Below are 24,545 nucleotides of genomic sequence, written 5' to 3' on the forward strand. Positions count from 1 at the left end.
GTTACCCTTGGCTATCCTGACGCATGCGCCAGAGTTGAAAAATGTTGACGCCCGCATAGATAAACCCGGCCAGCGCGGCGAGGTCGAACAGCAGCGCATGGCGCGCGGTCAGTTCCATGGCAGGGCCGATGAACAGGTTCATGGCAAGCCAGAACGCCATCGTCACCGCGATGACGATGCCGATGTGACGGCCCTTGCGGGCTATGGCCAGTTCCTTGTCTTTGTCCATCTCACCTCGATGCCCCGAATGGGCACCCGTCATTTAGTCTTCGTCTGTCTGCTCATCATACGTGCCTTCTTCTTTGGCACGTTTGGCGAATTCGGTTTCATCACCCACCGCAAGCTTAGCGGCCTGTTCGATCCAGCCGTCCCGCTCGATCCGGCCCTTGAACTTCAGCCGGGCATCGACCCAGGCCACATGCTCGGGCGTCCACGAGGCGATCTGATCATAGTGGAAAAAGCCCAGATCGTTCAGTTTCTCTTCCAGTTTCGGCCCTACGCCCTTCAGCAGTTTGAGGTCGTCGGGCAAGCCCCCGCGCGCCTCGGGCAGTGTTCTGGGCTGATCTTCCTTTGCCTCTTCGGGCGCAGGCTTGGCCTTGGCTTCTTCCGCCTGTTTCACCGCAGGTTTCGCCGGTTCAGGCGCCTTGGGCGGTTTCGCCGCAGCCGAGGCTCCGGCCTGTTTGCCATCCTTGTCCAGCCACGGCGTCAGGATCGGAACCTCGGTCCCGTCGATGCGCTTGACGGTATCGCCCAGACCGGTCGCCAAAGCGACCGAGGCATTCTGCGCAGGTTTCCCGGCGTCATGTTCGGTCAGGCTGGTCAGCCCGCTCAGCGGTTCCGCCGCATAGCGCCCGTTCTGCGGGCCCGGCGTCGGTACTTTGCCAGCGGCCAGATCGTCGATGATCTTACCAAAGCTTTCAGTCGTCAGGTCTTCGTAATAGTCCTTACCGATCTGAGCCATCGGAGCATTCGCACAGGATCCAAGGCATTCCACCTCTTCCCAGCTCAGCTTGCCATCGGCGGATAGTTCATGCGGCTTGGCGGCAATCTTTTCCTTGCAGACCGCGATCAGATCCTCGGCCCCGCAGATCATGCACGACGTCGTGCCACACACCTGAATATGCGCGACCGACCCAACCGGTTGCAGTTGGAACATGAAGTAGAATGAGGCGACCTCGAGCACGCGGATATAGGCCATCCCCAGCATCTCAGCGACGGATTCAATCGCCGGACGGCTCAGCCAGCCCTCCTGCTCTTGCGCGCGCCACAGCAGCGGGATCACCGCGCTGGCCTGACGGCCCTCAGGGTACTTGGTGATCTGCGCTTCGGCCCATTGCTGGTTGGCAGTGGTGAAGGCGAAGCTTTCGGGTTGTTCGGGGTGAAGACGGCGAAGCATTAAGCACACTTTCCAACAGTTAGGCGATACACAACCGGGTTTTTCGCTTCAACAATTAAAGCCTTTTTCTTCACCATGGCTTTGGCGGCTTCGTCTGCAATCGAACGAGCGTGCAACTGTTCTAGTTCTACAAAACTACCGTTCTTCTTCGCCTTTTCCGAAGCGTTGAATGAACCGTCTTTTTGTAATTGGCCATGAAATTCATTGTAGGACATTTCGCAATCTGACGCCTCAAAAGCTTGCACAATGTAGTTGACCGCCTCCGTCATGTCCTGCCGCGTGATTTCAGGCCCTGCAATACGATAGACATTTGGCCCCCCCGAGTTCGACTGCGTAGTACACGCGGTCAGGGCAAAAAAACACAAACCTACTGTGACAGCGTGGGCATTCACCGATCAATCTCCCCAAACACAACGTCCATCGTCCCGATAATCGCGGCGACGTCGGCCAGTTGGTGCCCTCCGGCGACATGATCCATGGCTTGCAGATGCAGGAATCCGGGCGCGCGCAGTTTGGCCCTGTAAGGTTTGTTGGTGCCGTCGGCTACCAGATAGACGCCGAACTCGCCCTTAGGGGCTTCGACGGCGGCGTAAACCTCGCCAGCGGGGACGTGGAAACCTTCGGTATACAGCTTGAAGTGATGGATCAGGCTCTCCATCGAGGTCTTCATGTCCGAGCGTTTCGGCGGAGTGATCTTACCACGGGCCAGAACATCTCCGGGGCATTCGCGGATTTTGGCGATGGCCTGACGGATGATCAGCAGCGACTGGCGCATCTCTTCCATACGGCAGAGATAACGGTCATAGCAGTCGCCATTTTTGCCGACGGGGATCTGGAAATCGAACTCGTCATAGCATTCATAGGGCTGCGCGCGGCGCAGGTCCCAGGCCAGACCCGACCCACGGACCATCACGCCAGAGAAACCGTATTTCTGGATGTCATCCTCGGTCACGACGCCAATATCGGCGTTGCGCTGTTTGAAGATGCGGTTTTCGGTGAGCAGACCGTCAATATCGTCCAGAACGGCAGGGAATTCGTGGCTCCACGCTTCGATATCGTCCAGCAACTCGGGCGGCAGGTCCTGATGGACGCCACCGGGGCGGAAATAGGCGGCGTGCAGGCGGGCACCGCAAGCACGCTCATAGAACACCATCAGCTTTTCGCGTTCCTCGAACCCCCAGAGCGGCGGGGTGAGCGCACCGACGTCCATCGCCTGCGTGGTCACGTTCAGCAGGTGGTTCAGGATGCGCCCGATCTCGGAATACAGAACCCGGATCAGCGACCCACGGCGCGGCACCTCGACCCCGGTCAGCTTTTCAATAGCCAGACACCAGGCATGTTCCTGGTTCATCGGAGCGACATAATCCAGACGGTCGAAATACGGCAGGTTCTGCAGATAGGTCCGGCTTTCCATCAGCTTTTCGGTACCACGGTGCAGCAGGCCGATATGCGGGTCGCAACGCTCGACGATCTCGCCGTCCAGCTCAAGCACCAAACGCAGAACTCCGTGCGCCGCAGGGTGTTGCGGGCCGAAGTTAATGTTGAAGTTGCGGATCTTCTGTTCTCCGCTCAGCGCGTCCGTGCTGCCGTCATCGTATCTTGAGCCGTCCATCAACGCCCCCGTTTCTTCTTTTTCGCCTCAGCCCGGACCCGGACCTTTTCCGCCTCGGCGGCCTTGGCGGCGGCCCCGGCCAGAAGAACGCCCAGCGCCCCCAGTGCGATCAGTTCCCCCAGCATCATCTCAGCGGCGCTCCAATTCCTGTAGCTTGATCCCGACCCACCAGAGCAGGGCAATCGTGCCAAATGGAACAAGGCACAGCAGGCACCAGACTTTGTTGATCCCGAAGAACGGCAGTATCTTGACCATCGGGATGATGGTCAGCGCGGAAAGGATCAACCACCAGATACCACCCATCACTCGGCCTCCTGTTTCTCATCCCCCGGCAAGATGTAATTCGCACCTTCCCACGGGGACATGAAATCAAACTGACGGTATTCCTGCACCAGCGAGACGGGTTCGTAGACCACGCGCTTTTGCGCCTCGTCATAGCGCACCTCGGTGTAGCCAGTGGTCGGGAAATCCTTTCGCAGTGGATAGCCTCGGAACCCATAGTCGGTCAGGATACGCCGCAGGTCGGGGTGGCCCGAGAACAGGATCCCGAACATGTCGAACACCTCACGCTCGAACCAGTTGGCCGAGGGGTGCACGTCAACAATCGAGGGTACCATGTCCTCCTCGCGGATCGAAACCCGCAGGCGAATGCGCTGGTTCTGGTACATCGACAGGAAGTGATAGACCACATCAAATCGCTTGGCCCGTTCGGGGTAATCAACGCCGGTAATGTCCACAAGGGTCGAGAACTGACAGTTGCGGTCACTGCGCAGAAACTCGATGAACTCAACAAGGCTCGACGGAGCGACATCGACGTTCAACTCACCATGGGTGACGTCCCACGACAGCACGCAGTCGGACCGCTTCAGTTCAAGCTGCGCGCCAAGTTCCTTGAGTGCTTCGCTCATCTGCCCTCTCCCTCAGCGTACAATCGTGCCGGTGCGGCGGATTTTGCGTTGCAACTGCATCAGACCGTATAGCAGCGCCTCGGCAGTTGGCGGGCAGCCGGGGACGTAAATGTCTACCGGGACGATACGGTCACAGCCGCGTACCACCGAATAGGAATAGTGGTAATACCCGCCGCCATTCGCGCAGGACCCCATCGAGATCACATAGCGCGGCTCGGGCATCTGGTCGTAAACCTTGCGCAGCGCCGGGGCCATTTTGTTGGTCAGGGTGCCTGCGACGATCATCACGTCCGACTGACGCGGCGACGCGCGCGGGGCGATACCGAACCGTTCAGCGTCATAGCGCGGCATCGAAGTGTGCATCATCTCGACCGCGCAGCAGGCCAGACCAAAGGTCATCCAGTGCAAGGAACCGGTGCGGGCCCAGTTGATAATGTCTTCGGTCGAGGTCAGCAGGAACCCTTTGTCCTGCAATTCGGCATTCAGGGCCTGGGTGGCGACTTCTTTGTCGACGCCGGCGGTGTTTGCACCCGTCATCACTCCCATTCCAGGGCCCCTTTCTTCCATTCATAGGCAAAGCCGATGGTCAGCACCGCCAGGAACACCATCATGGACCAGAACCCCACATCACTGATGTCCTTGAAGCCAACGGCCCACGGAAACAGAAAGGCGATTTCCAGGTCGAAGATGATGAAGAGAATCGAGACCAGATAGAAGCGAACGTCAAATTTCATCCGGGCGTCGTCGAACGCGTTGAAACCACATTCATATGCGCTGACTTTTTCCGGATCGGGATTGCGGACAGCAAGGACGACGGCCGCCAGAATCAGCACGATTCCAAGGCCCACGGCCACGGCCAGAAACACCAGGATCGGGAGATATTCCCGCAACAACTCTTCCACGAGTGGCTCCTTTCTTGCGCGGCCCCGACAAGGCGCGCCGTCAATTGGCGTGTTGACTGGATATTCTGTATCCCTGCGGGATCAGAGGGTCAACCGACCACAAGCGCGCAGGGGGGCATTCAGGGGCTTGACAGGTCTAAGAAAACCCTCGCCACCCCCCTGTTGGTGCGTTTCGAGTTTCAGAGTCAAACTTCGTTGATCCACGCAGGCTTGCGTTTGTCGAAAAACGCGCCGATGCCTTCAAGCGCTTCATCGGTTTCCCAGCGAGCGACAAGCGCGTTGATGGTGTGGTCAATGACCTGCTCGTCGATTTTCGGCCCCAGATCCCTGACAAGCGCCTTGGCCGAGGCGACAGCCCCCGGTGCGCAGGCCAGATAGGGGCGTACTTCAGCCTCAACAGCGTCCGCCAGCTCGTCCGCAGGTACAACCTTGGCCAACAGGCCAAGCGTCACCGCCTCGGTCGCGTCAAACAGGCGCGCAGACATGAAGACTCGCCGAGCCCTTGCCTCGCCCATGCGGGCGATCACGTAAGGGCCGATGGTGGCCGGGATCAGGCCCAGCTTGGTTTCCGTCAGCCCCATTTTCAGCGTCTTAACGCCAAGCGCCACGTCACAGACGGCAGCCAAACCGACCCCGCCCCCGAACGCGTTACCCTGCAACGCACCGATCAGAGGTTTCGGCAACGTGTTGAGCGCCTGCAACATCTCAGCCAGCTTGCGCGCCTCGGCAAATCGCGTTTCAGGATCCGCAGCCATCTGATCCTGCATCCACCCCAAATCCCCTCCAGCGCAGAACGATTTGCCCTCACCGGTCAGAACCACCACCCGAACGGACGCGTCCTGCCCCAAATCAGAAGCCGCCTGAGTCAGTTCCGCAATCATCTGCGCCGACATGGCGTTGTGTTTTTCGGCACGATCCAATTTCAAAGTCGCAACGCCGCGCGCATCCGTTGTGACGGTTATGGTGTCGAACATTTCAGCCCCTCATTGCGCGCGCCATCTGCGCCGCTTTTTCCAAAATTCCGGCATCCAACCCGGTTTCGTAGCCCAATCGCTCCAGATGCGCTGCCACGGCCTCGGTCGCGACATTGCCTGCGGCGCCGGGCGCATAAGGGCACCCACCAAGGCCGCCAACGGCCGCGTCAAACACCCGCACCCCCAACGAAAGCGAGGCGTCGATATTGTCAATTGCCCGCCCGTTCGTGTCGTGAAAATGCCCGGCCAGACGGGTCACTGGCACGCGCTCGCGCACGGCCATCAGCATCCGCGCGATCTTGTCCGGGGTGCCTTGCCCGATTGTGTCCCCCAAAGACACCTCGTAACAACCATGCGAGAACAGAAGATCCGCAACCTCGGCCACTTTTTCCGGCGGGGTCGGTCCGTCATACGGGCAATCGGTCACGCATGAGACATAGCCACGCACCGGCAGGTCGATATGGCGTGCTGCATCCAGAATCGGCGCGAACCGCTCAATCGACTCGGCAATCGTGGCGTTGATATTGGCCTTCGAAAATCCCTCGGACGCCGAGGCAAAAACCGCGATCTCATCCGCACCGGCGGCCAGAGCATCCTCGTATCCCCGCATGTTCGGCGTCAGTGCGGCATAACGCAGGCCGTCGGCCCGGCGGATACCGGCCAGAACCTCGGCGCTGCCTGCCATTTGCGGCACCCATTTGGGCGACACAAAACTGGCCACCTCGATCCTGTTGAACCCGGCATCGGACAGGCAATCGACCAAGGCGATTTTCTCGGCGACCGGGATGTCGCGCTTTTCGTTCTGCAGCCCGTCCCGTGGCCCCACTTCAAAGATTTCGACGCGCTCACCCATTCCTTCGCCCTCTCTGGCTTCTTCTCGTTTCAAATACGGATGGCCCGACTGTGCCACGCCGCGTGCCCGACGAACAGCTTAAGCGTCCTCCAACCGGACCAGAGCCGCCCCGGCCTCGACCTGCGCACCGTCTTCGGCCAGCACCTCGGCCACCACTCCGTCACGCGCGGCCAGCAGGGAATGCTCCATCTTCATGGCTTCGAGAATGGCAAGGCGGTCGCCTTCCTTGACCGATTGGCCTGCCGTCGCGAACACCGCTTTGACCAGCCCCGGCATGGGCGCTTCGATGACATTGGTGTCGCCCGCCGCGCTGGTGTCGCGGTCCAGAGGGTCAACGATATCAAACACCTGGCCGTAGTCCTCGAACACGGTGATCCGGGACCCTGCGACCGAGACATTGGGCATCCTCGCCCCGTCAATCAGCCAGCGCCCATTGCGCCGGGTCGCCGTGACTGTGCGATCCCCGACCTGCCAGATCTGCGTGTCTCGGCCTTCGACCTGCACATCAAGGTCGACGATTTCGCCATTGCGCTTCAACTGCGTCGCGCGATGTAGCGGAGCCCACAAAGTGAACCCCGTAGAATCTGATGCCTCCAGCAACCCAAACGCATGCATCGCTGCTGCAACCAACGTTTCCGGCTTCGGCTCATCCTCCCGCACCAGCGTATCAATGTCGCGCCCGATCAGTCCTGTATCCACATCACCCGAGGCAAAGCCTGCATGGCGGGTCAATGCGCCCAGAAAGGACAGGTTTGTGACCGTGCCCCCAACCTCGGTCCCGCATAGGGCCCGATGCAGCGTTTCCAGCGCGACAGCGCGGGTCGGGCCGTGCACGATTACCTTCGCGATCATCGGATCATACCAAGGGCTTATCGTATCCCATGTACGCACGCCACTGTCGGCCCTGCAATCCTGCGGGAAGTGCAGATGGGTCAGCGTGCCGGTCGCGGGCAGAAAGCCCTTTGGCACATCCTCGGCATAAAGTCGGGCCTCGAACGCATGACCGGTGATCGACAGGTCCGACTGCCGTTTCGGCAGGCTCTCACCCGCCGCAACGCGCAGCTGCCATTCCACCAGATCAACATCAGTGATGGCTTCGGTAACGGGATGTTCCACCTGCAGGCGCGTGTTCATCTCCATGAACCAGAACCGATCCGGTCGCAGCCCGTCCGAGGCATCGACGATGAACTCAACCGTCCCCGCGCCTTTGTAACCTATCGCCTCGGCCGCGCGTACACCGGCCTGCCCCATCGCCTCGCGCATTTCAGCGGTCATGCCGGGGGCCGGAGCTTCTTCGATCACCTTCTGATGCCGCCGCTGCAACGAACAATCGCGTTCGAACAGATGCACCGCATGGGTACCATCGCCAAACACCTGCACCTCGATATGGCGCGGTTTGGCGACGAATTTTTCGACCAGCACGGCGTCATTGCCAAAGGCGGTCTTTGCCTCACCCCGCGCGCTGTCGAGCGCGGTTGCGAAATCCTGAGGCCGTTCAACAAGGCGCATCCCCTTGCCACCGCCGCCCGCAACGGCCTTGATCAGAACCGGATAGCCGATGGTGTCGGCAGCCCCCGCCAGATGCTCGGGGTCTTGGTTGTCACCGTGATAGCCCGGCACCACGGGTACGCCCGCCTGCTCCATCAGCACCTTGGCCGCGTCCTTGAGGCCCATCTTGCGGATCGCATCCGCCGACGGGCCGATGAATGTCAGCCCCGCGGCCTCAACAGCATCCACAAAATCGGGGTTCTCGGACAGAAACCCATAGCCCGGATGGATCGCTTGCGCGCCGGTCTCCAACGCCACCTGAATGATCACTTCGCCCTTGAGGTAACTCTCTGCCGGGGCCGCGCCGCCGATATGCACCGCCTCATCCGCCATCTGTACATGCTTGGCCGAGGCATCCGCGTCCGAATAAACAGCAACGCAGGACACGCCCATCTTTTGGGCCGTCTCCATCACCCGACAGGCAATCTCACCACGGTTGGCAATCAGGATTTTATTGAACATTGGCAAATCCTTGCATTCCTAAATTAATGCCCGCAGGGTGCGAGCCATGAAACAGGATATCTACGATCCCGGGTTTGTGTCCGGCGTCTTCGACCGATGCTCTGGCGCTTATCGGAACTGGAGCGCAGTCGCGTCCTTCGGATTGGTACGGGCGTGGCGTAAGGCGTGTGTTGCAGGGCTGGACCTGCCTGCAGGCACGACGGCGGCAGGTGTTGATTTGATGGCGGGCACCGGTGAAGCGTGGCCCCATCTGTTCGCCAGATTTCCAAGTGTGAGTAAGGTCACCGCTGTCGACATCAGCCCGGGAATGCACAAACAGGCAATGGAACGGCTCCACAAAGGTCGAGAAGGTCGTGTCTCGCATCTCTGCGCCAACATGCTGACCACAGACCTTCCGAGCGAAAGTGCCGAGTTCGCAATCTCTACCTTTGGCCTTAAAACATTCAACGCCGAACAGCACTTGATCTTTGCCCGGCAATTGAACCGCATACTCAGACCCGGTGCACCGTTTTCGTTGATCGAAGCGACAGACCCGGTAGGTTGGTCTTTGCGCCCTCTTTACCGGTTCTACCTTGACGGTGTTCTGCCTCAGGTGGAACGCCTGTTTCTTAATGGCGCGCAGGACTTCACCATGATCGGCGAATACACGCGAAACTTCGGAGCGGGAACAACAGTTCTGGATGCGCTTCAATCGGTGGGGTTGAGTGTCGATGTCCGGCACTATGTCAGCGGAAGCGCCGTTCAGTTTTCGGGTCACAAACCAGGTTAGATCAATCATGATCACATCCTGAACACGCCAAAACGTGTCTCCTCGATCGGGGCATTCAGCGCGGCGCTCAGCGACAAGGCCAGCACGTCGCGCGATTTGCGCGGGTCGATGATGCCGTCGTCCCACAGCCGGGCGGAGGCATAGAGCGGGTGCGATTGCTCCTCAAACATCTCCAGCGTCGGGCGTTTGAACGCGGCCTCTTCCTCAGCCGACCATGTGCCGCCCTGCCGCTCGATCCCGTCGCGTTTGACGGTGGCCAGCACGCCTGCTGCCTGCTCGCCGCCCATCACGGAAATCCGCGAGTTCGGCCAGGTCCACAGGAATCGCGGCTGATAAGCCCGCCCCGACATGCCGTAATTCCCGGCCCCGAACGAGCCGCCCACCAGCATGGTGATCTTGGGCACATTGGTCGTCGCCACGGCTGTCACCATCTTAGCCCCGTGCCGCGCGATGCCTTCGTTTTCGTATTTCCGACCGACCATGAACCCGGTGATGTTCTGCAAGAACACCAAAGGCGTTTTGCGCTGCGAACACAGTTCGACAAAATGCGCGCCCTTCTGCGCGGCCTCGGAAAACAGCACGCCGTTATTGGCGATGATCCCGACCGGGCAGCCTTTCACATGCGCAAACCCCGTCACCAGCGTCTCACCAAAACGCGGCTTGAACTCATCGAACCGGGATCCATCGACCAGCCGCGCAATCACCTCGCGAATGTCATAAGGCGTGCGCAGATCGGCAGGCACGACGCCCAGAATTTCCTCCGGGTCATAGGCCGGATCTTCGGGTGCCTCAAGCTGTAGGCCGGGCTTCAGCCCGGCACCGCCCAACGACCCAACGGCCCGTCGTGCCAATGCCAGCGCATGGGCATCATCCTCGGCCAGATAATCCGCGACGCCGGACAGGCGCGTGTGCACATCGCCGCCGCCCAGATCCTCGGCGCTGACAACCTCACCCGTCGCGGCCTTGACCAGAGGCGGCCCGGCCAGAAAGATCGTACCCTGATCGCGCACGATGATCGTCACATCCGACATCGCGGGCACATAAGCCCCGCCCGCTGTGCACGAGCCCATCACCACTGCGATCTGAGGGATGCCCTTCGCGCTCATCCGCGCCTGATTATAGAAGATGCGGCCAAAATGGTCGCGGTCGGGGAAGACCTCATCCTGATTGGGCAGGTTCGCACCGCCGCTGTCGACCAGATAGATACAGGGCAGATGGTTTTCCTCGGCAATCTCCTGCGCCCGCAGGTGTTTCTTGACCGACAGAGGGTAATATGTGCCGCCCTTCACGGTGGCGTCATTGCACACCACCATGACCTCGCGCCCCTGCACCCGGCCAATGCCCGCGATCACCCCCGCCGCCGGAGCCGCATCGCCATACATCCCATGCGCCGCCGTCGCGCCAATCTCAAGGAACGGAGACCCCGGATCGAGCAGGTTCGCGACCCTGCGCCGAGGCAACATCTTGCCCCGAGATTCATGCCGCGCGCGGGATTTCTCGCCCCCGCCCATACGGGCCGCTTCGGCAGCGGCAGAGATTTGCGCCAACGCGTCCAGATGCGCTGCGCGGTTTGCCTTGAAGCCCTCAGAGGCGGGCATGGCTTTGGATGTGAGTTTCATGTCTAAGGTACCTGTTTTTCTTCATCGCGTTCAGTCGTGCGTTGGAGAATTCTCAGCGCCAGCCAGCCAGCTAGTGCGTCCGCATAGCCACAAGCAACCTGCTCAGAGACACCTTCGATCTGAATATCTTCACAAGAAGCTATCGCTGGTGCAAACGGTGCCAATATTTCATCGTCGAATATTCTCTTTGCATCTTTTATTAAATCCTGGGCTGCAGGAGGGTCCTCGTAGCCAAGACGATTTTTTTCTGGGATTTGAGACCACTCCGCAATCGTTTCGTTACGCATCCACTTTGACACCATCAGAACGCATCTTTCGGCCTCAGCATTTGGGTCCGCCAACTCACACATTCTGTGGCTTTGACCGATGCATTCCACATCCATAGGAAGCGCATAGTCGACATTTGGAACCAGATCAGTGCAAGCTCGCAAAAATGCGACTGTATCAAACCTATCGGGATTGGCTGCCTCGGTATGTGTTGCCAAGCTAACTGCACCCAGCGCAGTCGCCAAAATTAATAAGCTTCTCAATTCGAACATCACCTGTTCAATTCCCCCGCCGCCCGCGCCTTCAATTCCTTCCGGATCACCTTGCCCGTCACCGTCATCGGCAATTCCTCCAGAAACGCCACTTCGCGGGGATAAGAGTAATGCGCCAGACGGTCCTTGATCCACTCCTGCAACTCCTGCTCCGCAGCCTCGGCCCCCGGTTTCAGCACCACATAGGCCTTCACGATCTCGGTCCGCAGCTTGTCGGGCTTGCCGACCACACCGACTGTCGCCACCGCGGGATGGGTCAGCAGGCAATCCTCAATCTCAGCCGGACCAATGCGATACCCGGCAGACGTGATCACGTCATCATCACGACCGACAAAGCGCAGATAGTCGCCCTCCCACACGCCGCGATCGCCGGTGATCAGCCAGTCGCCCCGGAACTTCTCAGCCGTCGCGTCGGGTCGGTTCCAGTATTCCAGCAGCATCGAGGCTGAGCCGCGCCGGATGGCCACGTCGCCCTCCTCCCCGGTCGGATTGCCATCATCGTCGATCACCGCCACGTCATGCCCCGGCACAGGCTTGCCGATGCAGCCGGGCTGCACCGGGAAATACTCGGCGCAGGAGGACACTACCATGTTGCATTCGGTCTGGCCGTAGAATTCGTTGATCGTCAGGCCAAACGCTTGCTGCCCCCAGGCCAGCATCTCGGCCCCCAGAGGCTCACCGCCCGAGGCGACCGAGCGCAGGCCGGGGATCGATTGATCCGCCGCCTTGAGCATCCGCAGCGCCGTGGGCGGGAAAAACACGTTCTTCACGCCCCCGCGCGCGACGATATCGGCGCAGGCTTCGGGCGTAAATTTCTCAAGCCGCGCGGCGACCACCGGAATGCCCAAGGCAAGCCCCGGCATCAGCACATCGAACAAACCGCCGATCCAGGCCCAGTCGGCAGGGGTCCACAGGCAGTCACCGTCGCGCAAATGGTTATGGCTGATCGACACGCCCGGCAGGTGGCCAGTCAGAACCCGGTGCCCGTGCAGCGCGCCCTTGGGGCTGCCGGTTGTGCCGGATGTGTAGATCAGTACCGCCGGATCATTTGGCGCGGTTTCCGCAAATGGCACCGGCCCGCCCGGCTGACCGATCTCGGACGTGATCAAAGGCTCTGCAAGGTCGCCCAGCAGATCCGCGCCCTCGGCATCCGTCAGGACGAGCCGCGCGCCTGCATCCCCGACCCGAGACCGCAGCGCATCCTGTTTGAACAGTTTGAACAAAGGCACCGAGATCGCCCCGATCTTCCAGATCGCCAGATGCGCAGCGGCGCACCACGGCGACTGGCTGAGCAAGACGCCAACCCGATCCCGGGCCTGCACCTTGGGCAGCAGTGTCCGGGCCAGCCCGTCGGTCATCTGACGCAATTGCCCATAGGTGACGCGCTGTTCAGATGCCCCGGTCAGGTCGATCAGGGCCACCTTCTCAGCGGGATGGTCGAGGCATTGTTTCGCCATGTTCAACCGGTCCGGCAGGTCCCAGCTATCCCCAGGGCGCAAACCCGGTATGCGCGCAGGGTCAATCATGGCGATAACCCCTTGTTCCATTGGTTTTTTCGGCTTCCGCGCGGATACACCCCCACACCGAAATTTGATGCAGATCAGAGTGTGACCCGGCCCAGCCTGCCACATCCGGGGCGTCAACAAAACCAAAGGCAAGATTATGACCAAAACGCTCGTCGCTTTGACCCTTTCCACCGCACTGGCCGGACTGGCCGTGCCTGCGTTTGCTCAATCGCAAGGCGACTGGACCCTTGGTGTCGGTGTCGGATACCTGGACCCGAAATCCGACAACGGAACGATCGCAAACTCTGACGCCGAAATCGATGCCGACACCCGACCGATCTTCACCGCCGAGTATTTCATTCGCGACAATCTGGGGATCGAGCTGCTGGCCGCAACGCCGTTCAGCCACGACATCACCCTTGGCGGCAGTGTCGACGCGGGCAGCGTCAAGCACCTGCCCCCCACCCTGTCGCTGAACTATCACTTCCAGACCAACAGCGCCTGGAAGCCCTATGTCGGTGCCGGTCTGAACTATACCATCTTCTTTGACGAGCAGTCCGATCTGGGCGAGCTCAAGGTCGATAACTCGTTCGGTGTCTCGCTGCAGGCCGGGTTGGACTATATGGTCACCGAAAAAGGTGCCGTCCGTCTGAACGTGCGCTGGTTCGACATCGACTCGGACGTGACGCTGGACGGTGCCGACATTGGTACCGCCGAAATCGATCCATGGCTGGTCGGTGTGTCCTACGTCCATCAGTTCTGATCCCGCAAACGCCTCGCCGGTCCGGAACCGGCGAGGCATTCTGTGTCACTGCATCTCGCTCATCAACTCGCGGCCAATCAGCATCCGGCGAATCTCGCTGGTGCCGGCGCCGATCTCCATCAGCTTGGCGTCGCGGAAAATCCGGCTGACCGGCGCGTCCGACAGGAACCCTGCCCCGCCCATCGCCTGAACCGCCTGATGCGCCTGGGTCATCGCCGCTTCGGACGCATACAAGCAGCACGCAGCCGCATCCTGACGGGTCACATCCCCACGATCACAGGCCTTGGCCACCTCGTAGACATAGGCACGGGCCGAGTTCATCGCCGTATACATATCGGCGATCTTGCCCTGCATCAGCTGGAAGCTGCCAATCGGTTTGCCGAATTGCTTGCGCTCAGACAAATAGGGCATGATTTCATCCAGACAGGCCGCCATGATGCCGGTTCCGATCCCGGCCAACACGACACGTTCATAGTCCAGACCCGACATCAGAACCGCAACGCCGTTACCCTCTTCGCCCAGAACGTTTTCGAACGGCACCTCGACATCTTCAAAGATCAGTTCCGCGGTGTTCGACCCGCGCATCCCCAGCTTGTCGAAATGGGGCGAGGTCGAGAAACCCTTCATCTCTTTTTCGATCAGAAACGCGGTGATGCCCTTGGATCCGGCATCCGGGTCGGTCTTGGCATAAACGACCAGAGTGTCTGCATCCGGCCCGTTGGTGATCCAGTACTTGTTGCCGTTCAGACGGTAATGATCATTGCGCTTTTCCGCCCGCAGCTTCATCGAAACCACATCCGACCCGGCCGAGGGTTCGGACATCGCCAACGCCCCCACATGCTGGCCCGAGATCAGGCGCGGCAGGTATTTCCGCTTTTGTTCTTCATTGCCGTTCAGCTTGATCTGATTCACGCACAGGTTCGAATGCGCGCCATAGGACAGCGAAACCGAGGCTGATGCCCGCGCCACTTCTTCCACAGCAATCGTATGGGCCAGATAGGACATTCCGGCACCGCCATATTCCTCGGGCACAGTGACGCCCAGCAGGCCAAGCTCACCCATTTCGGCCCATAGCTCATTGGGAAATTCGTTGGACGCGTCAATATCAGCGGCCATCGGCTTGACCCGTTCCTGCGCCCAGCGATGCACCATTTCACGCAGCGCGTTCACGTCTTCGCCAAGATCGAATTTCATAGTCGCCATGAACATTGGCGGGTTCCTCCCGAGAATTAATGAACAAGTGTTCAATAACTGGATAGCAGCGAATCCGCAACCGGTCAATCACCGTAAGGACGTCGGCCCCAAAACGTACAAACGCCGCCCGGGCGGGGCGGCGTTTTGCAAACATCAAGCGTGCGCCGCAGGCGCACTCCGCTGGATTACGATTGGTAGACCGCCCCAACCTCGGCCCGAATGATGCGCGCGATCAACTGACAATCCTCCAACGAAAAGGTCAGAGGAACCCGCATGTCCATTACCCCCGCCAGCACGCGGTCCGATTTCGGCATCCGCTCGCTGTCCACATAGCGCCAGCTGTCATAGCGCGAGGTAAAACCGGTTGGCTCGGCCCCGCCAAACCACTTCAGCTCGACCCCGCGCGCGGCGCAGCGGCTGATCACCTCTGCGATACGTTCGGGCAACCAGTCCAACAGAAGAAACTGAATCGACGAGCCCACATAGGTCTCGGCCTCTGGGCGCTCGACCACGGTCAGCCCCGGCGTGCCACGCAGACCGGCCTCGACGGCGCGGTATCGTTCGTTCCAACGCTCAACCTGCCGGTCCAGATCCCGCAACTGCGGGCGCAGGATGGCCGCGCGCAGATTGTCCATGCGACCCGAGACATTGGGGGTGGTGTACTTGATCCGCTCGAACACCTCAGGCCCCGGTGCAGCCAGATGGCGCTCATACAGCATATAGGACCCCGACAGCATCGTGGCCTTGGCCGCCAGTTCTTCATCATCGGTGATCAGCAAACCGCCCTCACCTGAATTGACGTGCTTGTAGGTCTGGCACGAATAACACCCAACCGCGCCCTGACGACCCGACGATTGCCCGCGCCAGGCTGCCCCCATCGTATGGGCGCAATCCTCGATCACGGTTACACCGGCCGCGTCGCACATCTGCATCAGCCGGTCCATGTCGCACAAATGACCGCGCATATGGCTCAGCATCACAACGCGCGCCTGATCCAGCTTGGCCTCAAGATCGTCCAGATCGATGGTCAGGTCTTCCGTAACCCCAACAAAAACGGGTTTGGCCCCGACCGAGGCAATCGACCCCGGCACAGGGGCCAGCGTGAACGCATTCGTCAGCACCTGATCGCCGGGCTGCACACCCACGGCACGCAACGCGGTAGCCAGCGCATAGCCACCCGACGACACGGCGAGGCAGTATTTGGCCCCCATCTGAGCGGCAAATTCCTGTTCCAACAACGCGGTCTCGCCCAACTCGCCGGGCGCGACATTATAGCGATGCAAGCGCCCATGTTGCAGGACGGCCATCGCCGCGTCGATTGCCTCATCGGGGATGGGTTCTTGCTGGGTGAAACTGCCGGTGAATGTCTCTGTCATGGCTCAGTTCTGGGGTCGCATCCGGTTCGGGTCAAGAGATCATGCAGCCGCACCGATCAGATCAGCAACCATTTCTGGCAGGTCATCGAAATGATGCAGCAATGCTTCGGGCTGCAACGCTGCCATGTCGTCGCCTGAGGGGCCGAATGTTACAAGCACCGACGGGACTCCGGCGGCCTTAGCGGTATTGCGGTCGGTATCCGAATCTCCGATCAGAACGCACAGATCGGGATGCCCGCCAGCGCGCCGCGCGGCTTCGCGCAACGGTTCGGGGTCTGGTTTGCGCACCGACAAGGTATCCGCACCAACCAGCGAGGCAAACTGATCCCGCACGCCCATCTGGCTCAGCAATTGATCCGCCAGCCGTTCCGGTTTGTTGGTGCAGATCCCAACGCCATAACCTGCGGTTTTCAACGCCTCGACCGCGTCCAACGCGCCGGGATAGAAATGTGTATGGGTGTCGATGTCTTTGGCATAGGCCTCAAGCAGCACGGGATAATAGGCGTCTACTGTGCTCTCATCAAAGGCCCCGACCCGTTTCAGACCGTGGGTCAACATCATCCGACCGCCGCGCACGGCGATACCCGCATCCTGCCCGTGAACCAGCACATCCCCATGCCCCATCTTGCGAAAACAGTGGTTCGCCGCGGCAAGCAAATCGCCCGACGTATCCGCCAAAGTCCCGTCCAGATCGAAGATGACCGTGCGCATCGCGCCTCCTTGCTCGGCAGGTTTCCGCCATGTCGTGTTGCAACCGGCAATCTAGTTTGATGGCCGAACGGCTTGCGCCTTTGCCCTCAGCGGATAAAACGGACGGCAACAAAACACAAAGAGAAAACGATTTCATGACCACTGCCCTTGTCATCCTTGCCGCCGGGAAAGGCACCAGGATGAATTCGGACATCCCCAAAGTCCTGCACCCAATCGCTCAGGTTCCGATGCTGATCCACGCCATGCGCGCCGGATCGGTGCTGTCGCCCGAGCGCACCGTGATCGTCACAGGCCACGGGGCCGAGGCCGTCGCCAAGGTGGCGCAGGCCGAGGACGAGACCGCCCAGATCGCGGTGCAGGAGGAACAACTGGGCACCGCCCATGCGGTTGCGCAAGCGCGTGAGGCGCTGCAGGGGTTCGAGGGCGACGTCGTGGTCCTGTATGGGGACACACCGTTTTTGCAGCCCGACACGCTGGGGCGGATGATCGAAGCGCGCGCCAAGAACGATTTGGTGATCCTTGGGTTCGAAGCGGCCGATCCGGCGCGTTATGGCCGTTTGGTCATGAACGGTGACACGCTGGAGCGGATTGTCGAATTCAAAGACGCTTCGGATGAGGAACGCGCAATAAGCTTCTGCAACTCGGGCCTTTTGGCGTGCAACGCGCAGACGCTCATGTCGTTGATCGATGCGGTGGGCAACGACAATGCCTCGGGCGAGTATTATCTGACGGACGTGGTGGAAATCGCCCGCAATCGCGACCTGACCGTGACGGCGGTTGCCTGTGATGAGGCACAGACGCTGGGCGTGAACTCTCGCGCCGACCTCGCCGCTGCAGATGCCGTGTTTCAGACACAGGCGCGTGCCGAACTGCTGGATTTGGGCGTGACCCTGATGGCCCCGGAAACGGTCTACCTTGCTGCCGATACGGTGATCGGGCGGGATACGGTGATCGAACCCAACGTGGTCTTTGGCCCCGGCGTTACCGTGGAAAGCGGCGCAACGATCCGGGCGTTTTCGCATCTGGAAGGCTGCCATGTCAGCCGGGGTGCCATTGTCGGCCCCTATGCCCGCCTGCGCCCCGGCGCGGAACTGGCCGAAAACGCGCGGATCGGCAATTTTGTCGAGATCAAGAACGCCGAGATCGCCGAGGGCGCGAAGGTCAATCACCTCAGTTATATCGGTGATGCCTCGGTCGGGGCGGCAACAAATATCGGGGCGGGTACGATCACCTGCAACTATGACGGCGTGATGAAGCACAAGACCACGATTGGTGAAAACGTGTTCATCGGTTCGAACACGATGCTGGTGGCCCCGGTGACGCTGGGCGATGGCGCAATGACAGCGACAGGTACGGTTGTGACTAAGGACGTCGAAGCCGACGCGCTGGCCGTGGCCCGTGCCAAGCAGGAAAACAAACCCGGCTACGCGCGCAAACTGTTTGATATGTTAAAGGCGAAAAAGGCTCGCCGCGATAAAGAGGCCTGATTTTATGTGTGGAATTGTTGGTGTTCTGGGACAGCATGAAGCCGCCCCCATTCTGGTTGAGGCCCTGAAACGGCTGGAATATCGCGGCTATGACAGCGCCGGTATTGCAACCGTGAATGACGGAGCTTTGGGACGCAGGCGGGCGGTGGGCAAGCTGGTCAACCTAAGCGATCTGTTGGTGCATGACCCTTTACCCGGCAAATCCGGCATCGGGCACACCCGCTGGGCCACCCATGGCGCGCCCTCGGTCAACAATGCCCACCCGCACAAGGCCGGGCCGGTTGCCGTTGTCCATAACGGGATCGTCGAAAACTACCGCGAATTGCGTGCCGAACTGGCCGAGCATGGGATCGGGTTCGAAACCGAAACCGACACCGAAACCGTCGCGCTGATGGCTGAACATCTGCTGAATACCGGACTGTCGCCGGTTGAGGCCGCGTTCAAAACCATCGACCAGTTACAGGGCGCGTTTGCGCTGGCCTTTCTGTTCGACGGTCAGGATGACCTGATCGTGGCTGCGCGCAAGGGCTCGCCGCTGGCGATTGGTCACGGAGATGGTGAGATGTATGTTGGCTCGGACGCGATTGCGCTGGCGCCGCTGACCAACAAGATCACCTATCTTGAAGAAGGCGACCGGGCGGTCCTGACCCGCACCTCGCTGGAAATCCGCAACGAGGCCGGTGAACTGGCCAATCGTGAGATGCGCAAGATCAAGCTGGATCATGCACGCGCCGATAAGGGCGAGCACAAGCATTTCATGGCCAAGGAAATCGCCGAACAGCCCGTCGTCGTGGCCGAGGCGATCCGATCCTACCTGCCCACTGGCGGCGACCGGGTCGTGTTGCCAGACACCGATCTGGATTTCACCAAGCTGGACCGCCTGACCATGGTCGCGTGCGGCACGGCCTTTTATGCCTGCCTGACCGCGAAATACTGGTTCGAGCAACTGGCGAAACTGCCGGTCGAGGTCGATATCGCCAGCGAGTTCCGCTATCGCGAACCACCCATCACCGACCGGACCATGGCGCTGTTCGTCAGCCAGTCGGGCGAGACCGCCGATACACTGGCCGCGCTGCGCTATTGCGAGGGCAAGGCAGACAAGATTGTGTCGGTCATCAATGTCCCCGAAAGCTCGATTGCGCGGGAATGCGATGTGGCGCTGCCCATCCATGCAGGGGTCGAGATCGGCGTTGCCTCGACCAAGGCGTTTACATGCCAACTGAGCGTGCTGCTGATGCTGGCACTGAAGGCCGCGGCCGACCGGGGCACGATGTCGGAGGAGGATCTGGCCGATCACGCCGCCGCCCTGCGTGGGTTGCCCTCGGTCCTGAACGCAGCGCTGGATCAGAACCGCGCCATTCGCAAATCCGCCCAGCGCCTGTCCGAGGCGCGCGACGTGCTGTTCCTGGGACGCGGTCTGATGTACCCGCTAGCGATGGAAGGTGCGCTGAAGCTGAAGGAAATCAGCTATATCCACGCCGAAGGCTATGCCTCGGGCGAATTGAAACACGGGCCCATCGCGCTGATCGACAAGCATATGCCGGTTGTGGTGATGGCCCCGAAGGATACGGTTTTCGACAAGACGGTCTCGAACATGCAAGAGGTGATGGCCCGCAAAGGCAAGGTCATCCTTGTGTCCGATGACGATGGCATTGCCGAGGCCGAGGACGGCGTCTGGAGCACGATCCGCATGCCGCATATCCACCCCAGCCTCGCCCCGATTCTGTATTCGGTCCCGGCGCAATTGCTGGCCTATCATACGGCCGTCGCCAAAGGCACGGATGTGGACCAACCGCGCAATCTGGCGAAATCGGTGACGGTGGAATGACCTGGCCCGCCCCTGTTTCGCTTGTTGGCACTCATGTCCGGCTGGAACCGCTTGACCCCGCGCATTCAGAGGCTCTGAAAGCGGCGGCAGCGGATCTGGGGCAGCTTTGGTATACCTCCATCCCCACGGTCGAGGGGATGGACGCCGAAATCGCCCGCCGCATTGGGTTGCACGATATGCAGCCCTTTACGGTCATGACACCAGACGGCACCCCAATTGGGATGACCACCTACATGAACACCGATGAGGTCAACCGACGGGTCGAAATCGGCTCGACCTGGATTGGGCGCGCGGTTCAGCGCACGCCCCTGAACACCGAAGCCAAATTCCTGTTGCTGCGCCACGCTTTCGAGGATCTGTCCTGCCATGCGGTCGAATTCCGCACCCATCGGCTGAACACTCAATCCCGGCAGGCTATCGAGCGGCTTGGGGCGCAGTTGGATGGCATCCTTCGGGCCAATATGGTGATGGCCAACGGAACCCTGCGCGACACGGCCGTCTATTCAATCACCGCACCGGAATGGCCTACGGTGCGCGCACATCTTCTGCATAAGCTGGACCGATGACACTGGACGACGCCCTTGCCGCGATAAAGGCCCATGCCGACGCAGAAAAGGCCGCGCAGATGGCAGCGTACCACAAGGCGGACCGCCCCTATCTGGGCGTCGCCAACCCGGTTCTGAACGACCTTTCCAAAGCGTGGCGGCAAATGTTAGACGTGCCCGCGCGCATCCATTTGGCAGATACCCTGTGGCAGACCAATGTGCACGAAGCCCGTCTGGCGGCTGCCAAGCTGCTGACGCAGGCGCGCATCCGACCGGACGACGCAGTGTGGGCGTTGCTGGAAAGCTGGCTGCCGGATTTCGATGCCTGGGCCGTTGCCGACCACGCCTGTATGGCAATGCAAAAACGGCTATCCGCCGACCCCACGCGTCTGGATCAGGTCGAGGGCTGGACGACCTCGGACCATATGTGGACACGCCGCGCGGCGCTGGTTGCCACCCTGCCCTGGACCAAGCAGAACCACCCGAAACCGGATGATCTGGCCCGCCGGGACCGTATCCTTGGCTGGGCCGCCATCTATGTCCCGGACCGCGACTGGTTCATCCAGAAAGCCATTGCTTGGTGGCTGCGCGAGCTGTCCAAACACGACGCCCCGCGCGTTCTGGCCTTTCTGGACCAACATGGGGATGCCATGAAACCCTTTGCCCGGCGTGAAGCCGGGAAATACCTGAAAGATCAGTTGGCGTAGACTTCGACCTCAACCAACTCATCCAGCGGAACCAGCAATGCGCGCATCGCATCCAATGAAAGCTGGCTGCCGCCGCCTTCCGGCCCGCGCGACGGCACCAATGTGATGTAAGCCTGCGCACCGGTTCTAGGCACCACCACACGTGCGGTTACCTCAGTGTCCACAAGCGGCGTTTGCATCCAGCGGCCTGGCGTCGTCGGATCGCCCAATCCTGCAATGGTCGTTCTGGGGCCCACCCAATCGGCGCGGGCAGCAACCGGCTCGGGCTCGGGTGTGGCTTCCGTAATTTCGGCTTCCACCTCTGGCGCTGCTTCGTTCCGGCCAAAAACGCGATCCGTTGTTGACCGAACCGCATCGCAACCTGTGACCAGAACGCACAGGAAAACAAGAAAATACCTCATCCGTCTTACCTACAGCCCAACACCCATCTGTTCCAGCCCAAAGCGCAGTTCGCTCTTGTCGTGGACCGGTTCCACATCTACCTATAGCGCATGACTGCTCCGCTGATTGATCCCTTCGCCCGTGCCATCACCTATCTGCGCGTCTCGGTAACCGACCGATGCGATTTTCGCTGCGTGTACTGCATGTCCGAAAACATGACCTTCCTGCCCAAGAAAGACCTTCTGACGCTGGAAGAGCTGGACCGGATGTGTTCCACCTTTGTGAAGATGGGCGTCGAAAAGCTGCGTATCACCGGCGGCGAACCCCTTGTGCGGCGCAATATCATGACGTTTTTCAACGCCATGACCCGGCATCTGGACAGCGGCGCGCTGAAAGAGCTGACGCTGACCACCAATGGCTCACAGCTTCACCGCTTTGCCGACGATCTCTACGCGGCGGGTGTACGGCGGGTGAATGTCTCGCTTGATACGCTGGACGATGACAAATTCGCCAAAGTCACCCGATGGGGGCGTCTAAAACAGGTGCTGAACGGCATCGACGCGGCACAAAAGGCCGGGTTGCGGGTCAAGATCAACGCGGTGGCCCTGAAAGGCTTCAACGAGCCGGAACTGCCCCGCATCACCGAATGGTGCGCAGAACGTGACATGGACCTGACCTGGATCGAGGTCATGCCAATGGGCGATATCGGCAACGAGGATCGGTTGGATCAGTACTGGTCGCTGAAAGACGTGCGCAAGGAATACGAAAACCACTATGCCGTCACCGATCTGGCCGAGCGCACCGGCGGCCCGGCGCGCTATGTGCGGCTGGAGGAAACGGGCCAGAAGATCGGTTTCATCACGCCCTTATCCCATAATTTTTGCGAAAGCTGCAACCGCGTGCGCCTGACCTGCACGGGTGAGCTGTATATGTGCCTTGGACAAGAGGATATGGCCGATCTGCGCGCCCCGCTGCGCGACCACCCCGACAGCGAAGCACAGCTTGAAGACGCGATCCGCGCCGCCATCACCCTAAAACCCAAAGGGCATGATTTCGACTATTCCCGTCAGGCCGTCGATGGCCAGATGAGCCGCCACATGAGCCACACGGGCGGCTGACATGCCCGGCCACCCAACGCTGCTGTACCGGCTGTATTGCGGCCTGACGACGTTTGCGGCACCTCTGGTCTGGCGCGCGGTGCGCCGCAAACTGCAGGCCGCTGACGTCCCCCCACAGCGACAACAGGAACGGCTCGGCCACGCCAGCCTGACCCGCCCGCAAGGCCGCCTGATCTGGTTTCACGCCGCAAGCGTCGGTGAAAGCCTGTCGGTTCTGAGCCTGATCAAGAAGCTGGGCGAACGTCTGCCCGACGCCGAGTTCCTGATTACCTCGGGCACCCCGACCTCTGCCGCTTTGATCGAAAAGCGCCTGCCTGCGCGTGCGCGCCACCAATACCCGCCGCTGGACACCGCCGGCCCGGTTAACCGCTTCCTGGACCATTGGACACCCGACGCCGGTATCTTTGTCGAAAGCGAAATATGGCCGCGCCTGATCGTCGAAAGCGCCCGACGGGGCGTGCCGCTGGCCCTGCTCAACGCGCGCCTGTCCGAGACGTCTGTCAAAGGCTGGAAGAAGCGCCCCAAAACGGCGCGCTTCCTTCTGGATAAATTCCGGCTGTTTCTGACCCAGAACGAAAAGACCGCCAACAACCTGATTGCCATGGGCGCGCAAGTCGACCGGGTGAAACCCGGCACCAACCTCAAGGCCATGTCCGACCCACTGCCCGAGGACAGCGCAACCTTGAACGAGATACGCGCGCAAATTGCAGATCGCCCCGTCTGGATCGCCAGTTCCACTCATGACGGTGAAGAGGAAACGGTAATTGCGGCGCACAAGGCTTTGCTGGAACGCTGGCCGAACCTTCTGCTGCTGCTGATCCCCCGTCACCCCGAGCGCCGAGGCGACGTTGCCACCCTTCTGCGTCAATCCAACCTACCCGCCGCCTTCCGCGCCGCTGGCCAGCCGATCACCGACCAAACCCAAGTCTACGTCGCCGACACGCTCGGCGAAACCGGCACTTGGTACGCTATTAGCCCCATAGTCTTTCTTGGTGGATCACTCAAACAGATCGGAGGCCACAACCCCTTCGAACCCGCCCAGGCCGGGGCCGCAGTTATCACCGGACCGGGCTACTTCAACTTCGCCGAAACCTTCGCCCCACTGGTCGAGACCAAAGGCGCAATCGAGGTCCAGACTGCCAAAGACCTGTCCGATGCTGTCGAAACCTGGCTATCAGATGACACTGCCCTGACCCGCGCACGCGCGGCAGCCCAAACCTGCGTCTCTACCCAAAAGGACGCGCTGGATGCAGTCGTTGAAACGCTCTGCACCCATCTGACCCTCACCCAATAGGCGCAGGATCCCTCTTCATCTGGCTAAAAATATCTCGGGGGTGTGGGGGCAGAG

27 protein-coding genes are annotated in these 24,545 nt (G+C 60.6%); 8 read left to right on the forward strand and 19 right to left on the reverse strand.

Annotated elements, in window-relative coordinates:
* Position 1: 1 nt before the first annotated feature.
* From ACR0LW_RS11855 to ACR0LW_RS11910, 12 genes are all read right to left on the reverse strand, one after another.
* Positions 2 to 229 carry a DUF5337 domain-containing protein gene (locus ACR0LW_RS11855; RefSeq protein ID WP_170451938.1) on the reverse strand — a complete coding sequence of 76 codons (228 nt, stop codon included), beginning with the start codon at positions 227 to 229 and terminating at the stop codon, positions 2 to 4.
* A gap of 33 nt (positions 230 to 262) precedes the next feature.
* Positions 263 to 1,396: an NADH-quinone oxidoreductase subunit NuoE gene (nuoE, locus tag ACR0LW_RS11860; protein ID WP_480882766.1), complete on the reverse strand. Its 1,134-nt coding sequence runs from the start codon at positions 1,394 to 1,396 to the stop codon at positions 263 to 265.
* Positions 1,396 to 1,788 (reverse strand): hypothetical protein, encoded by a 393-nt coding sequence (locus ACR0LW_RS11865; protein WP_480882767.1) that lies wholly within the window; start codon positions 1,786 to 1,788, stop codon positions 1,396 to 1,398. The genes nuoE and ACR0LW_RS11865 overlap by 1 nt, the downstream gene beginning before the upstream one ends.
* The gene (locus ACR0LW_RS11870) at positions 1,785 to 3,008 is read right to left on the reverse strand and encodes an NADH-quinone oxidoreductase subunit D (protein WP_480882768.1); all 1,224 of its coding nucleotides are present in this window, start codon (positions 3,006 to 3,008) and stop codon (positions 1,785 to 1,787) included. Before ACR0LW_RS11870 ends, ACR0LW_RS11865 begins: the two co-directional genes overlap by 4 nt.
* On the reverse strand, positions 3,008 to 3,133 hold the full coding sequence (locus ACR0LW_RS11875; protein WP_480882769.1) for a hypothetical protein: 126 nt from the start codon (positions 3,131 to 3,133) through the stop codon (positions 3,008 to 3,010). The genes ACR0LW_RS11870 and ACR0LW_RS11875 overlap by 1 nt, the downstream gene beginning before the upstream one ends.
* Positions 3,134 to 3,137: 4 nt before the next feature.
* Positions 3,138 to 3,311 (reverse strand): hypothetical protein, encoded by a 174-nt coding sequence (locus ACR0LW_RS11880; RefSeq protein ID WP_170451944.1) that lies wholly within the window; start codon positions 3,309 to 3,311, stop codon positions 3,138 to 3,140.
* Entirely contained in the window at positions 3,311 to 3,916 is a 606-nt protein-coding gene (locus ACR0LW_RS11885; protein WP_170451946.1) for an NADH-quinone oxidoreductase subunit C, read from the reverse strand. The genes ACR0LW_RS11880 and ACR0LW_RS11885 overlap by 1 nt, the downstream gene beginning before the upstream one ends.
* A gap of 12 nt (positions 3,917 to 3,928) precedes the next feature.
* Entirely contained in the window at positions 3,929 to 4,462 is a 534-nt protein-coding gene (locus tag ACR0LW_RS11890) for a NuoB/complex I 20 kDa subunit family protein (protein ID WP_037307875.1), read from the reverse strand.
* On the reverse strand, positions 4,453 to 4,818 hold the full coding sequence (locus ACR0LW_RS11895; RefSeq protein WP_170451948.1) for an NADH-quinone oxidoreductase subunit A: 366 nt from the start codon (positions 4,816 to 4,818) through the stop codon (positions 4,453 to 4,455). Before ACR0LW_RS11895 ends, ACR0LW_RS11890 begins: the two co-directional genes overlap by 10 nt.
* Positions 4,819 to 5,003: 185 nt before the next feature.
* Positions 5,004 to 5,792, reverse strand: a complete 789-nt coding sequence (locus ACR0LW_RS11900) for a crotonase/enoyl-CoA hydratase family protein (RefSeq protein ID WP_480582134.1) — start codon at positions 5,790 to 5,792, stop codon at positions 5,004 to 5,006.
* A gap of 1 nt (position 5,793) precedes the next feature.
* Positions 5,794 to 6,645: a hydroxymethylglutaryl-CoA lyase gene (locus ACR0LW_RS11905; RefSeq protein WP_170523546.1), complete on the reverse strand. Its 852-nt coding sequence runs from the start codon at positions 6,643 to 6,645 to the stop codon at positions 5,794 to 5,796.
* A 78-nt stretch (positions 6,646 to 6,723) separates the two neighbouring features.
* Positions 6,724 to 8,655 carry an acetyl/propionyl/methylcrotonyl-CoA carboxylase subunit alpha gene (locus tag ACR0LW_RS11910; RefSeq protein WP_480582136.1) on the reverse strand — a complete coding sequence of 644 codons (1,932 nt, stop codon included), beginning with the start codon at positions 8,653 to 8,655 and terminating at the stop codon, positions 6,724 to 6,726.
* Positions 8,656 to 8,701: 46 nt separating this feature from the next.
* Between ACR0LW_RS11910 and ACR0LW_RS11915 the strand changes: the two genes are divergently transcribed.
* Positions 8,702 to 9,424 carry a class I SAM-dependent methyltransferase gene (locus ACR0LW_RS11915; RefSeq protein WP_480882770.1) on the forward strand — a complete coding sequence of 241 codons (723 nt, stop codon included), beginning with the start codon at positions 8,702 to 8,704 and terminating at the stop codon, positions 9,422 to 9,424.
* A gap of 11 nt (positions 9,425 to 9,435) precedes the next feature.
* Here the strand turns inward: ACR0LW_RS11915 and ACR0LW_RS11920 are convergent, their stop codons facing one another.
* The 3 genes from ACR0LW_RS11920 to ACR0LW_RS11930 are packed head-to-tail and all read right to left on the reverse strand — an operon-like array spanning position 9,436 to position 13,108.
* Positions 9,436 to 11,043, reverse strand: coding sequence for a carboxyl transferase domain-containing protein (locus ACR0LW_RS11920; protein WP_480882771.1), 1,608 nt, complete (start codon positions 11,041 to 11,043; stop codon positions 9,436 to 9,438).
* A 2-nt stretch (positions 11,044 to 11,045) separates the two neighbouring features.
* Complete coding sequence (locus ACR0LW_RS11925; protein WP_480882772.1) at positions 11,046 to 11,582, reverse strand: hypothetical protein; 537 nt, start codon at positions 11,580 to 11,582, stop codon at positions 11,046 to 11,048.
* Positions 11,582 to 13,108, reverse strand: a complete 1,527-nt coding sequence (locus ACR0LW_RS11930) for an AMP-binding protein (protein ID WP_480882773.1) — start codon at positions 13,106 to 13,108, stop codon at positions 11,582 to 11,584. The genes ACR0LW_RS11925 and ACR0LW_RS11930 overlap by 1 nt, the downstream gene beginning before the upstream one ends.
* A 136-nt stretch (positions 13,109 to 13,244) precedes the next feature.
* Between ACR0LW_RS11930 and ACR0LW_RS11935 the strand changes: the two genes are divergently transcribed.
* Positions 13,245 to 13,850 carry an OmpW/AlkL family protein gene (locus tag ACR0LW_RS11935; RefSeq protein ID WP_480882774.1) on the forward strand — a complete coding sequence of 202 codons (606 nt, stop codon included), beginning with the start codon at positions 13,245 to 13,247 and terminating at the stop codon, positions 13,848 to 13,850.
* Positions 13,851 to 13,895: 45 nt separating this feature from the next.
* Here ACR0LW_RS11935 and ACR0LW_RS11940 read toward each other — a convergent pair whose 3' ends face one another.
* The 3 genes from ACR0LW_RS11940 to ACR0LW_RS11950 all read right to left on the reverse strand — a co-directional run bounded on the left by ACR0LW_RS11940 (position 13,896) and on the right by ACR0LW_RS11950 (position 17,131).
* Positions 13,896 to 15,059 (reverse strand): isovaleryl-CoA dehydrogenase, encoded by a 1,164-nt coding sequence (locus tag ACR0LW_RS11940; protein ID WP_170451963.1) that lies wholly within the window; start codon positions 15,057 to 15,059, stop codon positions 13,896 to 13,898.
* 170 nt (positions 15,060 to 15,229) lie between these two features.
* The gene (locus tag ACR0LW_RS11945) at positions 15,230 to 16,420 is read right to left on the reverse strand and encodes a DegT/DnrJ/EryC1/StrS family aminotransferase (protein WP_480882775.1); all 1,191 of its coding nucleotides are present in this window, start codon (positions 16,418 to 16,420) and stop codon (positions 15,230 to 15,232) included.
* Positions 16,421 to 16,459: 39 nt separating this feature from the next.
* The gene (locus tag ACR0LW_RS11950; protein ID WP_480882776.1) at positions 16,460 to 17,131 is read right to left on the reverse strand and encodes an HAD-IA family hydrolase; all 672 of its coding nucleotides are present in this window, start codon (positions 17,129 to 17,131) and stop codon (positions 16,460 to 16,462) included.
* Positions 17,132 to 17,265: 134 nt separating this feature from the next.
* Between ACR0LW_RS11950 and glmU the strand changes: the two genes are divergently transcribed.
* From glmU to ACR0LW_RS11970, 4 genes are read left to right on the forward strand one after another with little or no spacing between them, the layout of a single operon-like run.
* Entirely contained in the window at positions 17,266 to 18,618 is a 1,353-nt protein-coding gene (gene glmU, locus ACR0LW_RS11955) for a bifunctional UDP-N-acetylglucosamine diphosphorylase/glucosamine-1-phosphate N-acetyltransferase GlmU (protein ID WP_480882777.1), read from the forward strand.
* A gap of 4 nt (positions 18,619 to 18,622) precedes the next feature.
* A complete protein-coding gene (gene glmS / locus ACR0LW_RS11960; protein WP_480882778.1) occupies positions 18,623 to 20,446 on the forward strand; it encodes a glutamine--fructose-6-phosphate transaminase (isomerizing) in 1,824 nt (607 codons plus the stop codon).
* Positions 20,443 to 21,012, forward strand: coding sequence for a GNAT family N-acetyltransferase (locus tag ACR0LW_RS11965; protein WP_480882779.1), 570 nt, complete (start codon positions 20,443 to 20,445; stop codon positions 21,010 to 21,012). The genes glmS and ACR0LW_RS11965 overlap by 4 nt, the downstream gene beginning before the upstream one ends.
* Positions 21,009 to 21,698, forward strand: a complete 690-nt coding sequence (locus ACR0LW_RS11970) for a DNA alkylation repair protein (RefSeq protein WP_480582156.1) — start codon at positions 21,009 to 21,011, stop codon at positions 21,696 to 21,698. The genes ACR0LW_RS11965 and ACR0LW_RS11970 overlap by 4 nt, the downstream gene beginning before the upstream one ends.
* On the opposite strand, the gene ACR0LW_RS11975 is transcribed toward ACR0LW_RS11970, so the two are convergent.
* Positions 21,686 to 22,099 carry a hypothetical protein gene (locus ACR0LW_RS11975; RefSeq protein ID WP_480582158.1) on the reverse strand — a complete coding sequence of 138 codons (414 nt, stop codon included), beginning with the start codon at positions 22,097 to 22,099 and terminating at the stop codon, positions 21,686 to 21,688. The two genes, ACR0LW_RS11970 and ACR0LW_RS11975, sit on opposite strands and share 13 nt — an antisense overlap.
* Before the next feature lie 90 nt (positions 22,100 to 22,189).
* On the opposite strand from ACR0LW_RS11975, the gene moaA reads away from it, so the two are divergent.
* Both moaA and ACR0LW_RS11985 read left to right on the forward strand, forming a co-directional pair.
* The gene (gene moaA, locus ACR0LW_RS11980; RefSeq protein WP_170523508.1) at positions 22,190 to 23,197 is read left to right on the forward strand and encodes a GTP 3',8-cyclase MoaA; all 1,008 of its coding nucleotides are present in this window, start codon (positions 22,190 to 22,192) and stop codon (positions 23,195 to 23,197) included.
* 1 nt (position 23,198) lies between these two features.
* Positions 23,199 to 24,491, forward strand: a complete 1,293-nt coding sequence (locus ACR0LW_RS11985) for a 3-deoxy-D-manno-octulosonic acid transferase (protein WP_480882780.1) — start codon at positions 23,199 to 23,201, stop codon at positions 24,489 to 24,491.
* The last annotated feature ends 54 nt before the right edge of the window (positions 24,492 to 24,545 follow it).

It is taken from the genome of Ruegeria sp. N4, assembly GCF_056531425.1.

Excerpts from the sequence above, each read along its gene's own strand:
- ACR0LW_RS11970 (WP_480582156.1), top strand. The coding sequence starts at position 21,009 with ATGACACTGGACGACGCCCTTGCCGCGATAAAGGCCCATGCCGACGCA.
- ACR0LW_RS11935 (WP_480882774.1), top strand. The coding sequence starts at position 13,245 with ATGACCAAAACGCTCGTCGCTTTGACCCTTTCCACCGCACTGGCCGGA.
- moaA (WP_170523508.1), top strand. The coding sequence starts at position 22,190 with ATGACTGCTCCGCTGATTGATCCCTTCGCCCGTGCCATCACCTATCTG.
- ACR0LW_RS11925 (WP_480882772.1), bottom strand. The coding sequence starts at position 11,582 with ATGTTCGAATTGAGAAGCTTATTAATTTTGGCGACTGCGCTGGGTGCA.
- ACR0LW_RS11905 (WP_170523546.1), bottom strand. The coding sequence starts at position 6,645 with ATGGGTGAGCGCGTCGAAATCTTTGAAGTGGGGCCACGGGACGGGCTG.
- ACR0LW_RS11885 (WP_170451946.1), bottom strand. The coding sequence starts at position 3,916 with ATGAGCGAAGCACTCAAGGAACTTGGCGCGCAGCTTGAACTGAAGCGG.
- ACR0LW_RS11950 (WP_480882776.1), bottom strand. The coding sequence starts at position 17,131 with ATGCGCACGGTCATCTTCGATCTGGACGGGACTTTGGCGGATACGTCG.
- ACR0LW_RS11890 (WP_037307875.1), bottom strand. The coding sequence starts at position 4,462 with ATGGGAGTGATGACGGGTGCAAACACCGCCGGCGTCGACAAAGAAGTC.
- ACR0LW_RS11910 (WP_480582136.1), bottom strand. The coding sequence starts at position 8,655 with ATGTTCAATAAAATCCTGATTGCCAACCGTGGTGAGATTGCCTGTCGG.
- ACR0LW_RS11915 (WP_480882770.1), top strand. The coding sequence starts at position 8,702 with ATGAAACAGGATATCTACGATCCCGGGTTTGTGTCCGGCGTCTTCGAC.
- ACR0LW_RS11870 (WP_480882768.1), bottom strand. The coding sequence starts at position 3,008 with ATGGACGGCTCAAGATACGATGACGGCAGCACGGACGCGCTGAGCGGA.
- ACR0LW_RS11855 (WP_170451938.1), bottom strand. The coding sequence starts at position 229 with ATGGACAAAGACAAGGAACTGGCCATAGCCCGCAAGGGCCGTCACATC.
- ACR0LW_RS11920 (WP_480882771.1), bottom strand. The coding sequence starts at position 11,043 with ATGAAACTCACATCCAAAGCCATGCCCGCCTCTGAGGGCTTCAAGGCA.
- ACR0LW_RS11875 (WP_480882769.1), bottom strand. The coding sequence starts at position 3,133 with ATGCTGGGGGAACTGATCGCACTGGGGGCGCTGGGCGTTCTTCTGGCC.
- ACR0LW_RS11940 (WP_170451963.1), bottom strand. The coding sequence starts at position 15,059 with ATGTTCATGGCGACTATGAAATTCGATCTTGGCGAAGACGTGAACGCG.
- ACR0LW_RS11880 (WP_170451944.1), bottom strand. The coding sequence starts at position 3,311 with ATGGGTGGTATCTGGTGGTTGATCCTTTCCGCGCTGACCATCATCCCG.
- glmS (WP_480882778.1), top strand. The coding sequence starts at position 18,623 with ATGTGTGGAATTGTTGGTGTTCTGGGACAGCATGAAGCCGCCCCCATT.
- ACR0LW_RS11945 (WP_480882775.1), bottom strand. The coding sequence starts at position 16,420 with ATGACAGAGACATTCACCGGCAGTTTCACCCAGCAAGAACCCATCCCC.
- ACR0LW_RS11965 (WP_480882779.1), top strand. The coding sequence starts at position 20,443 with ATGACCTGGCCCGCCCCTGTTTCGCTTGTTGGCACTCATGTCCGGCTG.
- ACR0LW_RS11975 (WP_480582158.1), bottom strand. The coding sequence starts at position 22,099 with ATGAGGTATTTTCTTGTTTTCCTGTGCGTTCTGGTCACAGGTTGCGAT.
- ACR0LW_RS11900 (WP_480582134.1), bottom strand. The coding sequence starts at position 5,792 with ATGTTCGACACCATAACCGTCACAACGGATGCGCGCGGCGTTGCGACT.
- nuoE (WP_480882766.1), bottom strand. The coding sequence starts at position 1,396 with ATGCTTCGCCGTCTTCACCCCGAACAACCCGAAAGCTTCGCCTTCACC.
- glmU (WP_480882777.1), top strand. The coding sequence starts at position 17,266 with ATGACCACTGCCCTTGTCATCCTTGCCGCCGGGAAAGGCACCAGGATG.
- ACR0LW_RS11985 (WP_480882780.1), top strand. The coding sequence starts at position 23,199 with ATGCCCGGCCACCCAACGCTGCTGTACCGGCTGTATTGCGGCCTGACG.
- ACR0LW_RS11930 (WP_480882773.1), bottom strand. The coding sequence starts at position 13,108 with ATGATTGACCCTGCGCGCATACCGGGTTTGCGCCCTGGGGATAGCTGG.